Source organism: Rhodococcus mengyinensis (assembly GCF_048381435.1).
GTDB lineage: Bacteria > Actinomycetota > Actinomycetes > Mycobacteriales > Mycobacteriaceae > Rhodococcus_F > Rhodococcus_F opacus_D.
This window is the reverse complement of sequence record NZ_JBLWIT010000148.1, coordinates 93192-106970: the sequence shown is the minus strand read 5'-3', so window position 1 is coordinate 106970 and position 13779 is coordinate 93192. Positions and strand designations below refer to the sequence as shown.

Here is a 13779-nt window from a genome sequence, read left to right as displayed (position 1 = left end):
TCTTCTTGCCGAGTCGTTTGCTCGGACGACGGATTACACGGATTCGAGGGGTTCCTCGTACAGCGGGAATTCCTCGGTGTCGTACGTCCCGAAGCCCTCCTCGAAGCTTTCCTGGATGGCGATCTGGGCGCTCTCGGGCAGAGTGTGCATGATCTCGCGGACGCGTTCCTGGCGGCGGGCGACCGCCTGGCGGAACGGCATGCCCGGGGTGGCCTTCATCTGCGGGACGATGCCCTCGACGTCGTCGACACCGCCGGCGTGGTGGCCGGCGTCGACCATGGCCTGTTCGGCGGCCATGGTGGCTTCGTCCTTCTCCTCGGACATGCCGATCGGGCCGATCATGGTGCCGTTGAGGAACTGCTTGACCACCGGTTCGTCCGAGGTGAGTAGCACCTCGCGGGGTCCGAACATCACCAGTTTCCGGCGGAAGAGCATGCCGATGTTGTCGGGAACGGTGCGGGCGAGGTTGATGTTGTGCGAGACGATCAGGATGGTCGCGTCGATCTCGGCGTTGATGTCGATCAGCGTCTGGGAGATGTAGGTGGTGCGCACCGGGTCGAGTCCGGAGTCGGGTTCGTCGACGAGGATGATCTGTGGGTCGAGGACCAGGGCGCGGGCGAGGCCGGCGCGTTTGCGCATACCTCCGGAGATCTCGCCAGGCAGCTTGTCCTCTGCCCCCAGTAGACCGACGAGTTCCATCTTCTCCATCACGATCGTGCGGATCTCGGATTCGGATTTCTTGGTGTGCTCCCGCAGCGGGAACGCGACGTTGTCGTACAGGTTCATCGACCCGAACAGGGCGCCGTCCTGGAACAGCACCCCGAACAGCTTGCGGATCTCGTACAGCTCCTTCGAGGAGCACTCGAGAATGTTGGTGCCGTCGATCACGATCGACCCCTGCTCCGGACGGAGCAGACCGATCAGCGATTTCAGGAACACCGACTTACCCGTGCCCGACGGCCCGAGCAACGCACTGACCTCACCGGCCGGAAGAGTCAACGAGACGTCCTGCCAGATCTTCTGCGAGCCGAACGACTTGGTCAGTCCTTCGACGGATACCTCGACACCCACCACTACCTCCTACTATTGCGAAAACATCGGCTGATCCCCATATTTCGGGGAACCGGTCAGACCGGGGTCATTTCCGTCATGACCCACGCACCCTCCTGTTCGGTCATGCCGACGCGGACGCGGCTTCCGTCCAATTTCGGGGCGGCACTGTCGGTGCTGGTGGTCGACTGGTTGACGAAGAACAGCAGCGTCACTGCGTGTTCCGACGCGGAGACGACGGAGGATTCGACGACGGTCGCCGAGGTCACGACCTGGCGTTGTTTCGCCGACGGGATGATGACCTCCTTGCCGACGCTGTCGAACTGGCCGCGCAGGTCTCCGCCGAGACTGGGAAGGATGTCGGCGAAGTGGGCGTCGATGGTGTTGAAGTCGTAGGAGAGTACGTCGGCGACCAGTTGGGTGGCGCGGTCGCGCGCCTGCCCCTCCGCGGTGTCGATCTGGCGGCGATCGTGTACCTGGAGAGCGATGGCGACGGTCGCCGCGACGAGCCCACCGGCGAGGAGCACGGCGAGGTATCGGGTGGCCCGCCGCCGCGCGAAGGACCAGGATGCGACTGCTTCGGGTATCCGGGCGAGTGTGTTTCTCATGCTACGAACTCCACATCTGAGACGAGCCAGTTGCCGTCCACCGAATCGAGAGAGACCTTCATGCGATAGACGCGGATCTCGCCGTTGGGCGCCTCGGTGTTCTTCACTGTGGACGTCACGGCGGCGAGGACGACGGCATGCTCGTCGTCGGACGTGACCAGGCCGGCTTCCTTGACTTCGCCGGTCGACTCCACCTGGCCCTGGTTCAGCACGTCACCGAAGCTGCCGGACGCACTGGTGAACTGCTCCCGGAACGGCCCGGTGGTGCCGTCGGCGACGCGCTGAATGTCCTCGTCCACACTCTGATGCCTCAGCGTGACCAGATTGACGACCACTTGGCGGGCCGTCTCCAGTATCTGCTCGTCTCGTGACTGTGCTGCTTGCTCCGCTCGCAGGTTCGTCCACGAGACGCCGCCGACGACAAGGGCGGCGAGGGCGACGAGTGCGATTGCCGCCATCGTCGCGATGAACCCTCGGGTACTTTGACGCACCTCGGAGTCGGCTGTCGCGGCCGTGGCATCTTTTCCGGTGTGATCGAGGTCCGGTTCGACCTCTACCGGAGCAGTAGTGCCTGCCATGTCAATTCCTCCTCTAGCTTTGGTGCAGAAACGCTGGCGATCGAATACAGATCGCCGTTCGGTGCCCGGAAGTTCCCGGTGATCGGGTCATACGGGACGCTGGTGGTGCCGTCGGGAACAATCGCCTGCGGGGGCGTCCACGAAGCCGGTGCGACGGTCAGGGGTTCGGGAACTTCGGGAGCCGGCCGGTTCGCGATCGGTCCCGTGTCCGGTGCTCCGGTGTCGGTCGACGGGGGAGAATACGGTTGTCCGGGCCGTGCCAGCATTTCCGGCCAGGTGGACGGCAGGCCGCCGGGGCAGTTCGCGATCTCGGCGGTGCGCACCGCGGGATTCGTGGCGCACGGGATATTCCGTGCGCCACGTGCGACCCGCGGATCTGCCTGCGGGAGCTTGCAGTAGGAATTTTCCGGCGCCGGAGCCGAGCTGACGTCGCTGGGGTCGCGGCGCTGCGTTTCCTGGTAACCCTCGGTGCAGGGGAGCGGGTTCGCGGAGTTGCCGAGTTTGACGTCCAGGGCGCCCTGACCGTACACCCGGTCGTCAGTTTGGACTCCGCGGTGCATGTAGTTGATCGACGCGGACACCGCCGGATAGATCACCAGGATCTGCTGTATCCCGGGGATGTTGACCCGTGCCACCTCACCCACGGTCTGGAGATTCGCCAGCAGCAGCGGAACGGTGGGGCGGACGTCGTCCAGGGTGCCGCTGACCGTGTCGAAGAACTGGGAACCGTTGTCGAGGACACCGCGAACCTGCGCGTCGCTCATCACCAACTGCTCGGAGAACGAGGACAGATCACGGGAGAAGCTCGCGATGTCGGCGCGGGAGTCGGCACCGGCCTCGAGGACGGGTTCGGCGTCATCGAGCAGTGTTCTGGTGGAACCGATCTTGGCCTGCGCGAGTTCGATCAGCGGGCGCGAGGAGTCGATGAGCCGCGACAGGGCCGGTCCCGCCCCGTTGAAGGCGGTGTAGGCCTCGTCGACCGTGACCCGGAGATCATCCTTGGGCAGCTCCGACAGGAGCACGTTCACCTTGTCGACGACCTCGGAGGCGGGCACCGGGATCTCGGTGTTCTGCTCGGTGATCACGTCGCCGTCCTCGAGGAAGGGGCCCTCCGAGGACGCAGGAACGATGTCCAGATACTGCTCGCCGATGGCCGAGACGCTGCGGACGAATGCCTGGCTGTTCGCCGGAACAGCGAAGTCCGAATCGAGCTGCAGTTCCGCGGACGCCCGATCAGGGCGGACGTCGATCGACTTCACGACGCCGACGTCGACGCCGCGATACGTCACCAGGGAGTTCACATAGAGTCCTCCGGCGCGGTCGAACTCCGCCGTGATCGTGTACATGCCGATCCCGGTGACCCTCTTCAGCCCGAGATAGTTGACCGCAGCGTTGCCGACCGCGAGAACTGCCACCACGCTGAAGACGATGAGCTGGAAGCGAACGAGTTTCGATCTCATCAGCGCGGTGCTCCGTTCTTCGGTGCGGACGTTGCGGGTCCGCCGGATGTCGTTGCACCGGTGGGTGCCAACAGCGGATTCACCGCTTGGCGAGCCGGGTTCAGTCCCGCCAACTCGTCGAGGGGAATGCTGCCGAGAACCTTGCCGCCTACCGTCTCGGCGCTGACGTCGAGCGTGAGGAAGAGATTCATGTAGTCACCCTTGATGGCGCGCTGAGTGGTGGTCACCGGGAACGGGACCGTCGCCGCGATCTTCAGTGCTTCCGGAAGGTGATCGCCGGCCGCGGCGAGCTGCGAGAGCACCGGCTGCAGCGACCGCAGATTCGCGTCGAGATCCTTGCGGCTGCTCTCGAGCACCTTCGTGGCGATCTCGCCGAACCGTCCCACGTCGTTCAGCATGGTCGTGAGTTGCTTCTGCTGCTCGTCCAGGATCTGCATCGCCGGCTGGATCGAGGTGATGCCTCGGTCGATCGTCTGATTCTGGCTGGCGAGTTCCGCGCCCAGGCGGTCGAGCCCGTCGATCGCGCGGACGATGTCGTCGCGCTGCTGGTCGACTCCGCCGACGAACTCTTCGAGGTTGCCGAAGAGGCTGCGCAACGATTCCTCGCGGCCACCCAGAACACGATTGAGTTCGGAGGTCACGGTGCGGATCTGTTGCAAACCACTGCCGTTGAGTACGAGGGCCAGCGCAGAGAGCACCTCCTCCGTGGACGGGTACTGACTGGTGCGGTCGAGGGGGATCACGTCGCCGTCGGCGAGTGCGCCGACCGCGTCGACACCGGGCGGCACCGTCAGCTCGAGGTACTGGGAGCCGAGCACGCTGGTTTGCGCGAGCTTGGCGCTGACGTTCGCCGGGATCTCGGCCTCGGGATCGATTTCGAGTGTCAGTTTGGCGCCCCAGTTGTCACCCGTGATGTGGCTGATGTTCCCCACGATGACGTTGTTGGCCTTCACCGGCGAGTTTCCCACCAGATTTTGGATGTCCGCCAGTTCGACCGTCACCTCGTGTGCGTCACCTCCGACCACGTTGCCGGGCAGTCCGATCGAATTGATTCCGTCGAATCGGCACCCGGCCGCCGCGGCCACAACGCCGACGAGCATGGTCGCGGTGAGCGCCGACCTCCGAATTGAGTTCGTCATCGTGGTCCCTCCGGAAGAATGAGGTTCTGGAGACTCGTGGTGATGGAGGAAACGGGATCACTCGGGCCGGGGGATCCCGGAACGCCCGCCGGCGGAGTCGGATTGGCGACCGGTGCCGACGTTGCCTGTTGCACGGCCGCATTGGCCAGGGGTGCGGCGAAAGCTCCTGCAGCAGTCGCGCATTCATTCGCCGGTGCGTTGACCGTGGTCAAGAGCGCGCAGATGAGCGAGCGCGGGTCCGGCATCTCGGGCACGGCGAGGGCACCCGTGAGTGAGTTGGCGTCGGGATCGTAGATGTTGTAGAAGTCCGACAGCGCCGTCGGTCCGGCGTGCAGGATCGACATCAGGGTGTCCTGCCGGTCGACGAGCAACCGGGTGATGGTTTCGAGCTGCCCGGTATTCTCGACCAGTGCCCCACGGTTGTCTTCGACGAACTTCGTGACTTCCTGGAACGTGGTCAGCATGCTGCTGAGCAGTGCGTCGAGTTCGGTCCGGTTCGCGTTGAGCAGTCCCGACACGTTGGCCAGTTCACCGCTGAACGCCCGGATCTGCTGGTCGCTCGCGGCGAGGGCGGTGGTGAACTTCTGCAGGTTCTCGACGGTGCCGAACAGATCCTCGCCGCTCGCGTTCAGTGTGGTGGCGGCGTCCGAGAGGTGGGTGAGGGAATCGTGCAGCGCGCTGCCCGTTCCGTCCAGCGTGTGGGCGGTGCTGCTCACGAAGCGATTGAGGGAACCGTCCGGGTGCTCCGGGGTGCGGCCCGCATCCTCGCTGAGCTTGACCACCTGCTTCTTGATCTCGTCGAACTCGACCGGCACGGCGGTCCGGTCGAGGGGGATCTCGTCACCGTCCGACAGGGTCGGTCCACCCGAGTACGCCGGTGCGAGCTGAATGTAGCGGCCGGTCACCAGGGTCGGGGCGACGACCGCAGCCTTCGCGTCGGCGGGGACGTCGTACTCGTTGTCGTAGTCGAACTCCACCCGGACGCGTTCGCCGTCCGGTTCGATCGTCGTGATGCGGCCGACCTCGACGCCGAGAATCATCACCCGGTCTCCGACGTACATGCCGGTGGTGTTCCGGAAGTAGGCCGTGACGTGGTTGACGGAGTGGTTTTCGATCCAGGCGGCCGTCAGCAACCCGACGAGGGCCACGGCGATCATCACGGCGAACAGCCTTGCCGGCAGTTCCCGTGCCATTTCGCGTACCGATGCCATCAGCGCGGCCCCCCGAAACTTCCCGGAAGCTGCCCGGACAGATTGGCCGGGACGATGTTGTGCAGCAGCACCCCGAAGAACGGTCCGCTGCCCACCGCCTCACCGACCTGCCTCGCGAACCGTTCGAGGCCGGTGAGCGATGCGTTGATGTTGTCGTAATTGCTGTTCAATGTGGCCACCAGAGTCTTCATCTGATCGAGAGTGGGTCCGAGTGTTGCCGCGTTGTCGCGGGACAGCCCGGTGAGCGCGTCGGCCACCTGACGGGACTGCACGAGGACGCGATGGATGGTGTCCGCCCGGTTGTTCAGCGCGGCGAAGAGCGACTGGCCTTGGCCGAACAGCGCGGAAACCTGGCCGTCCCGATCCGCGAGGATCTTGGACACATCGGCCGCACCCGCGAGCAACCGACGCAGTTCCTCGTCCCGGCTCGATACCGTCGCGGACAGGCGGGACAGGCCGTCGAGAGAGGACCGCAGGTCCGGCGGAAGCTCGTCTTCAACCGAAGAGACCTGCTCGAGTGCGCCGGACAGGTTGACGGTGTCGGTCTCGGACACCTTGTCGGTGACTTCCTCGAGCGCCCGCGTGATGTCGTATCCCGAGCTGGTCTGTGCGAGGGGGATGGTCGCGTTGTCGGCGAGTTCGCCGTGACGCCCGGGAGTGATCTCCACGTACCGCCGACCGAGAGCAGTTTCAACCTTGATCGCTGCCGTGGTGTCGTCACCGAGCCCGACCGCGCCACTGTCGACGTCGAACTCGACGTCGACCTTTCCGTCGCTGATCGAAAGCTTCTTCACCTCACCGACTTTCACTCCGGCAATTTGTGTCGTGTCACCGACGGCGAGGCCGCTGGCATCAGCGAACTCGGCATGGTAGGTGGTGGCCCCGCTGATACCGGGGATGGACTTGAAATTGAGCGCGAGGAACAGGACCCCGATCAGGACCGCTGTTCCGATCAGGCCCATGCGGAACGCATCCCGCTCGAGGAAGGATTTCTGAGCCATTACTGGCACCTTTCTGCGGGAGCCTTGAACATCGGTGTGACTCCGCCGGGACCGGGCCCGGACGCGTACTTGATCGCGAGACCACAGACGAAGAAGTTCACGAAACTGCCGTAGCCCGCGACGCGGCTGATGAGGCGGTAGTTCTCGGGCAATGTGGAGAGCACCATGTTCAGGGTGTCGGTGTTGGCGTTGAGGTTGCCCGCGAGATCACCCAATGCGACGACGTCCTGCGCGATCGCCGGCCGGTTCTGGTCGAGCACACTCGAGAGACTGTCGGTGACGTGGTCGATGTTCACCAGGGAGTTGGTGATCAGATCACGGTCACCGTCGAGGCCCGCGACCAGCCGCTGAAGCTGATCGATGAGCGTCGAAAACTGGTCACCGCGATCGTTCACGGTCCCGACGACGGTGTTGAAGTTGCTCACCACTTGACCGATCGCCTGATCCCGGTCCGCCAGCGTGTTGCTCAAGGACCCGATCTGACTCACCAGACGCCCGATGCTCGCCTCCTGGCCGTTGAGTACCTCGATCAGGGAGGCGGACAGTTGATTGGTCTGATCCGGGTCGAGCCCCTGCAGGAGGGGCCGGAACCCGTTGACCACCTGGTCGAGGTCGAGTGCCGGGGTGGTCTGCTGGAGTGGAATCGGGCCGTCGAGCGCACCGATGGCACCCGGTCCGTTCGACAACTCCACGTAACGGTCACCGATCAGGTTCTTGTACTTGATCCGTGCCGTGGTCCCCTCCGTCAGAGGGCGCTCGGTGGACAGGGAGAACGACACCACCGCGGTGCCGTCCGCTGCCAACTCCACCCCTTTCACCTTGCCCATCGGCACACCGCCGACCTTGACGTCCTCGCCGTTGCCCAGTCCGGACGCGTTGGCGAAGACGGCCTGATACGTGTTGGTGCTGCCGAAGCGCATGTTGCCCACCACCGTCGCCACACCGAATCCGGTCAACGAGGTGACCAGGACGAAGATCAGCAACTTGATTCCGGGTGCCTTGGTCATCAGCGCCCACCTCCGAACATGAACTGCGCGAACGGATTGCCGATCAGGTCTTCGACACCACGCGCGGGCTGATATGCCTTGCTGCCGTCGTCGAAATCGGTGTGCCCGGGTGCCTGCGCGAGGTCGTAACACCGCGGTGCGCCGTCCGCACCGTTCTTCGGCGCGTTCTCCGGGTACGTGTACGGCGGATCGCCCATCAACAGGGTGCCGAGGATGTTCAGCCCGGCCTGATCACTACCACCGACGGTGCGTTCGAGATATTTGTTGGTCTGGTCCATGCTCGCCAGGAAGCACGGATACATCGGCGCATTCTGCGCGAGCAGTGCCGTAGTCGGTTCCAGCGCATCCAGCGACTTCTCCAACGGGTCACCGGAGGCCTCGAAGAAACTTCGTCCGCTGTTGCCGAAGCTGCTGAAACTGAGCAGGAACGCGCTGAACTGGTCCTCCTTCTCGGTCACCGTGTCACCGGTGGTGCTGACATGGTCGACGGTCCGAAGGAGGTCCGGAGCGGCGTCGGCGAGGACCTCGGAGACCTCGGCACCCTTGACCAGATCGCGCTGCAACGTGGGAAGACTGCCGTTGAACTCGGACAGGTACGTGTCGAGCTCGACCATCATGTCACCGAGTTGGTCGCCGCGGCCCTGCAGCGACGTGGACAACGCACTCAACGTCGCGTTGACCTTCTGTGGTTCCACAGTGCGCAGCACCGTCACCAGCGAGTCGAGGAGGTCGTTCACCTCGGTGGCCACGCCGGTGCCCCGGACTACCGAGCCCGCCGACACAGTGGTCGCCGAGGGATGTTCCGGCTGCACGAGTGTGACGAACTTGCGGCCGAACAATGTGGTCGGATCGATCACGGCAGTGATGTTCTCCGGTATCGCCGACGTCCGGCTCTCGTCGATGTCCATGGTGATCTGGGCCTGGTCGTCCACCAGCTGCACCTTCGAGACCCGGCCGACGACGACGTCTCTCATCTTGATATCGGATCCGGGTTCGAGCATGAGACCCGACCGCGCCGAATACAACGTCACCGGGACGGTCGAGGCGAACGATCCGCGATAGACGCCGACGGATACCGCCGTCGCGATCGCGAACAGCGTCACCAGACACACACCCAGGAGCACATACACCAGGCGGCTTCGCTCTTCGATATGGCCACCCATGTCAGCCCGCCACTTTCACGGCGCCGGCGGAGCCACCGTAGACGGCGATTCCGATGAGCAGGTCGATGACCATGATCGCGATCAAGGAGGTGCGCACGGCCCGCCCGACCGCGACGCCGACTCCCGCCGGCCCGCCCTTCGCGTTGTAACCGTGGTAGCAGTGCACACACATCACCACCACCGACATCGCGAGGACCTTCACCATCGACCACGCGACGTCGCTGGGCACGAGGAATACGTTGAAGTAGTGCTGGTACGTTCCGCTCGCCTCGCCGAGGTATTCGGTGACGAGCTGGGTGGCGACGTATCCGACGAACAACGCCACCGCATACAGCGGAATCACCGCGATGATCCCGGCCATCACCCGGGTCGTCACCAGGTAGGGGAGCGACGGAATGGACATGGTCTCCATGGCATCGATCTCCTCGCTCACGCGCATCGCGCCGAGTTGTGCGGTGAAACCCGCACCGACCGTCGCCGTCAGCGCAATACCTGCGATGACCGGAATGGCCTCCCGGGTATTGAAGAACGCCGAGATGAATCCGGACAGCGCGCCGATCCCGATGCGCCCCATCGAGGTAGCACCCTGCTGGCCCACTTCGTATCCGACGGCGGTGGTGAGCAGGGAGATGACGACGAGAGTTCCTCCGATGACCGCGAGGGCGCCGGTGCCCATGCTGACCTCGGCGAGTAGCCGGAGCGTTTCCTTCCGGTACCGCCGGAAAGTGCGTGGAATCGCGGTGACGGCATGGCTGTAGAAGTGGAGCTGTCGCCCCATCTCCTCCATGTGGCCGATCGGTGCGTCGACCACGCTGAGCGCGACCTTGGCAACCCTGGGTCTCGCGCCGGTGGCCCGAGTAGCTTTCGACACAGAATTCTCCCGTTGACAGCCGTCTTCGCGGCTTGAGGTGGAGCGCTGTCAGTGCAGCGCGAGAGTCGTGATAACCGAGTTGGCGAGGAAAAGCAGCAGAAAGCTGAACACGACGGTCTGGTTCACTGCGTCTCCGACGCCCTTGGGTCCGCCCTTCGCGTTGAGTCCCAAATGGCACGCGACGAGGCCAGCTAGCAGGCCGAACACCGCCGCTTTCACCTCGCTGACGAGGAAGTCGGGCAGTTTGGTCAGGATCGAGATCGCCGTGACGTACTGGCCCGGCGACGCACCCTGCATGTAGACGGTCGCGATATATCCGCCCACCAGGCCGACCGCCGAAACGAGGCCGTTCAGGAACATCCCGATCAAAGTCGACGCCAGCACCCTCGGCACAACCAGGCGTTGAATCGGATCGATCCCCAGCACCTTCATCGCGTCGATCTCTTCACGAATCGTCCGTGAACCCAGGTCGGCGCAGATCGCGGTCGAGCCGGCACCTGCCACGACGAGAACCGTGACAACCGGGCCGATTTCCCGAATGATCGCGACGCCGGCGCCGGCGCCACTGAGGTCGACCGCACCGATCTCGGCCAGCAGGATGTTGATCTGATAGACGAACATCATGCAGAAGGGAATCGCCATCAGCAGCGCCGGCATGATCGACACACCGGCGATGAACCACGCCTGCTGAACGAACTCGCGAGCGTGGAAGGGGCGCTTGAACATGCATCGGAACGTCTCCATCGACGTCGCGTAGAACGCGCCGACCGCCGTCGGCGCGACCTGGACGGCCTTCCGGACAGCACTCGCCTTCGGCGGGCGTGCTTTCAGATCTACAGACATCGACCAGCCTTTCTCACTGTTTCCGGAGCATCCGACGGGCAAACAGGGTTGGTCATCACTCGTGGACGAGGACGACCTTCACCGCCTCACCTCGATGTTGCACGGCCACAGCCTCGTTGATCTGGGAGAAAGGCATCGTCGTGATCAACTTGTCGAACGGGAACTTGCCCTGACGGTGGAGATCGAGAAGGTGAGGAATGAACGTGTCGGGGTCGGCATCTCCCTCGACGATCCCGCGAATCGTGTGACCGAACAGCTGCGTCGGCATCATGCCGATCGGGAGTGTGGCGGTCGGGTCGGCGGGGACCCCGATGAGGCCGAGGGAGCCCCGGACACCCAGTGCCTGCAAGATCTGGTCCAGCACGGGAAGTAGGGCGGTCGTATCGATGGCATAGTCGGCGCCGTCGGGAACGATTGCCCGGATCTGCTCGGAGAGTGCACCGTTGGCCGGATCGACCACGTGGGTAGCGCCGAGGGAGAGCGCGAGCTCGCGCCGCGACTCGTGAGGCTCGACGACGATGATCGTGCCGACCTCGCGGACCACGGCAGCGAGCACTGCCGCCAGGCCGACCGAACCGGCTCCGACGACGACCAGTGACGACCCCGGAGCGACGTCGAGCGAGTTCAACACCGCGCCCGCGCCGGTCTGGATTCCACAGCCGAGCGGACCGACGAGTTCGAGAGGGGCGTCGTCCGCGACCTTCACGACATTGCGCTCGTGAGCGATGGCATGTGTCGCGAGGGAGGACTGGCCGAAGAAGTTGCCGCCGAGCGTGGTGTCTCCCGAGGTGAGTGCCGAACTGCCGTCCGGGCGCCCGCCCCCGAAGTTGAATGCCATGAAATTGTGGCAGTAGGCAGGCTCGCCCTTGCCACAGTGGGCGCACTGGCCACAACTGTTGAAGCTGATGGCGACCCTGTCGCCCTCAGCAACCTTGGTGACCCCCGATCCGACTCCCACGACCGTGCCGCTGCCTTCGTGGCCGACGACGCCCGGGAGGGGGAACGGGAGATGCCCCTCTTTGACGGCCAGGTCGGTGTGGCAGAGACCGACGCCGGCGATCTCGACGAGGACTTCGTGTTCCGTGGGTTCGCTCAGAGACACGGTCTCGATGGCGAAGTCTCCCGAGACTTCGTTGATTACGGCGGCGCTGATCTGCACGATTGCTCCTAGATTCAGGTTGTTTCGGCGTTCACCCGTAGGCGGGCATCACTTCCGTACGGGTGATGTTAGGTAGGTCACAAGGGTGAAAAACAGGGGTGAAGGGCAAGTTCGCTCCAATCTCCCCCTTCACCCCCCCGGTGGGGGGAGGTGGGAACTCGGGGCCACATCGTGGGATGACCGACCGTCGCTCCGATGAAGTACCCGAACCACCCTCTGGTGCGACGCGGTGACGAAGGCGGGCGCGAGAGACTCGAGTCACATCTCAGGGTTTCTTTGGCCTGGCTCACACTTCAGGAGGAAACGAATGTCTGTTGATCCTTCGGCGATCATCGTCGGGGTAGCCGCGGCAATCGGGGGCATCGTGCATGGAACGGATCTGCCAGAGCCCGCGCAAGGCATTGCGACGCAACAGGTTCAGTCGATCGTAGAGGCCGCACCGGGGTTCGACGCGCAGATCGACCAGGCCATTGCGAATCTGCCCCCAGAAGTTCAGGACCCGGCTCGTCGAGCTGTCGACGCCGCGGCCGTTGCCGTTGCGGACGCGGTAGCACCATATCTACCTCCCGCGCCGGTGCCGGCACCCCCGCAGGATCCGTTGCCTCCCAGAGATCCCCGACCTGAGGGCAACGTGAGTCCACAGTCCTCCGGGCCGGTCGCTACGGAGCCGTATTCCCCGTCATGGTGGCCGTCACCGACGGCGAACGATGCACTTGCGCAGGGAGAGAGTGATGGTGTGCTGTCGCAATGGGTGCCGTCGGTGCTCGATCCCTCCGCAGCGACGTCGTCGGCTATCGGTTCGATCGCCGTGTTCGTTCCGTGGTTCCAGAAGGCGGGCGCCATCTGCGACGGCGTGAAGGCGCCCGTTCTTGCCGCGCTGTACTCCGCGGAGAACGGCTTTCGCTATGGTGTCACTGCTCCGGTGTCGCCGTCCGGCGCTCGCGGTCCGGGCCAGTTCATGCCGGCCACCTGGGCAAGGTACGGCAAGGACGCCGACGGCGACGGGAAGGCCGACATCCTCGACGTCGCAGACTCGGTGATGGCCTCGGGCCACCTTCTCTGCGACATGTACGAGCAGATCGAGCAGTGGAAATCGCAGGGAGAGGTGGTCGGCGACACGCTCGACCTCACGATCGCGGGGTACAACGCGGGCGTCGGCGCCGTTCGACTGCATCGCGGTATGCCCTCGGGTGAAGCAGATTACGAGAATCAGACGAAGCCCTACGTTGCGAAGATCCGCGCTTCCGAGTCGCGATATGCCTCGCTTCTCGGGATCTTCGGAGGCGGGGCGGACGGCATCGGCGGCAAGATCGTCGAAGCCGCCGTCCGGTATCTCGGTCTCCCGTACGTGTGGGGCGGCGGTAACGTGAATGGCCCTTCGGCAGGCGGGTTCGACTGCTCCGGTCTGACGTCCTATGCCGTCCACGCGGCCACGTCCGGGTTTTCCCTTCCCCGCACCTCCGAGACGCAGTGGAATGTCGGTGTGGAGGTTCCGCTCGCGGATGCGATGCCGGGAGATCTGCTGTTTGGGAACTGGGGCCCGGCGGGCCCCGGGCATGTCGCGATCTACGTCGGGAACGGGCAGATGGTCCACGCCCCGACGACCGGCGACGTGGTTCGCGTCGCACCGGTCTTCGAGGGGATGAAGGCTCGTCGGGTGGTGTGAACGGCACCTCGGAACGCGAAGTG

Annotated in this window: 13 protein-coding genes; 1 reads left to right on the top strand and 12 read right to left on the bottom strand. The window is 64.5% G+C overall.

Translation table 11 applies throughout. The features are described from left to right. Window positions 1-33: 33 nt before the first annotated feature. The 12 genes from ACNJ7E_RS38685 to ACNJ7E_RS38630 form a co-directional block, all read right to left on the bottom strand. The gene (locus tag ACNJ7E_RS38685; RefSeq protein ID WP_418342304.1) at window positions 34-1071 is read right to left on the bottom strand and encodes an ABC transporter ATP-binding protein; all 1038 of its coding nucleotides are present in this window, start codon (window positions 1069-1071) and stop codon (window positions 34-36) included. Window positions 1072-1127: 56 nt separating this feature from the next. Next, on the bottom strand, window positions 1128-1658 hold the full coding sequence (locus ACNJ7E_RS38680; protein ID WP_280781269.1) for a hypothetical protein: 531 nt from the start codon (window positions 1656-1658) through the stop codon (window positions 1128-1130). Further along, window positions 1655-2236: a hypothetical protein gene (locus ACNJ7E_RS38675; protein ID WP_280781270.1), complete on the bottom strand. Its 582-nt coding sequence runs from the start codon at window positions 2234-2236 to the stop codon at window positions 1655-1657. The genes ACNJ7E_RS38680 and ACNJ7E_RS38675 overlap by 4 nt, the downstream gene beginning before the upstream one ends. After that, window positions 2212-3696 carry an MCE family protein gene (locus ACNJ7E_RS38670; protein WP_043779320.1) on the bottom strand — a complete coding sequence of 495 codons (1485 nt, stop codon included), beginning with the start codon at window positions 3694-3696 and terminating at the stop codon, window positions 2212-2214. The genes ACNJ7E_RS38675 and ACNJ7E_RS38670 overlap by 25 nt, the downstream gene beginning before the upstream one ends. Continuing rightward, window positions 3696-4835 (bottom strand): MCE family protein, encoded by a 1140-nt coding sequence (locus ACNJ7E_RS38665; protein WP_418342303.1) that lies wholly within the window; start codon window positions 4833-4835, stop codon window positions 3696-3698. Before ACNJ7E_RS38665 ends, ACNJ7E_RS38670 begins: the two co-directional genes overlap by 1 nt. Further along, on the bottom strand, window positions 4832-6046 hold the full coding sequence (locus ACNJ7E_RS38660; RefSeq protein ID WP_418342302.1) for an MCE family protein: 1215 nt from the start codon (window positions 6044-6046) through the stop codon (window positions 4832-4834). The genes ACNJ7E_RS38665 and ACNJ7E_RS38660 overlap by 4 nt, the downstream gene beginning before the upstream one ends. After that, window positions 6046-7047, bottom strand: a complete 1002-nt coding sequence (locus tag ACNJ7E_RS38655) for an MCE family protein (RefSeq protein ID WP_037231341.1) — start codon at window positions 7045-7047, stop codon at window positions 6046-6048. Before ACNJ7E_RS38655 ends, ACNJ7E_RS38660 begins: the two co-directional genes overlap by 1 nt. After that, the gene (locus ACNJ7E_RS38650; RefSeq protein WP_112300197.1) at window positions 7047-8054 is read right to left on the bottom strand and encodes an MCE family protein; all 1008 of its coding nucleotides are present in this window, start codon (window positions 8052-8054) and stop codon (window positions 7047-7049) included. Before ACNJ7E_RS38650 ends, ACNJ7E_RS38655 begins: the two co-directional genes overlap by 1 nt. After that, entirely contained in the window at window positions 8054-9217 is a 1164-nt protein-coding gene (locus ACNJ7E_RS38645) for an MCE family protein (RefSeq protein WP_370182385.1), read from the bottom strand. The genes ACNJ7E_RS38650 and ACNJ7E_RS38645 overlap by 1 nt, the downstream gene beginning before the upstream one ends. 1 nt (window position 9218) lies before the next feature. Then, the gene (locus tag ACNJ7E_RS38640) at window positions 9219-9995 is read right to left on the bottom strand and encodes an MlaE family ABC transporter permease (protein ID WP_037231384.1); all 777 of its coding nucleotides are present in this window, start codon (window positions 9993-9995) and stop codon (window positions 9219-9221) included. A gap of 141 nt (window positions 9996-10136) precedes the next feature. After that, complete coding sequence (locus tag ACNJ7E_RS38635; RefSeq protein ID WP_009475479.1) at window positions 10137-10931, bottom strand: MlaE family ABC transporter permease; 795 nt, start codon at window positions 10929-10931, stop codon at window positions 10137-10139. Window positions 10932-10986: 55 nt separating this feature from the next. Next, window positions 10987-12090, bottom strand: coding sequence for an NAD(P)-dependent alcohol dehydrogenase (locus ACNJ7E_RS38630; protein ID WP_280781277.1), 1104 nt, complete (start codon window positions 12088-12090; stop codon window positions 10987-10989). 307 nt (window positions 12091-12397) lie between these two features. Between ACNJ7E_RS38630 and ACNJ7E_RS38625 the strand changes: the two genes are divergently transcribed. After that, on the top strand, window positions 12398-13756 hold the full coding sequence (locus ACNJ7E_RS38625) for a C40 family peptidase (RefSeq protein WP_128641250.1): 1359 nt from the start codon (window positions 12398-12400) through the stop codon (window positions 13754-13756). Window positions 13757-13779: the final 23 nt, after the last annotated feature.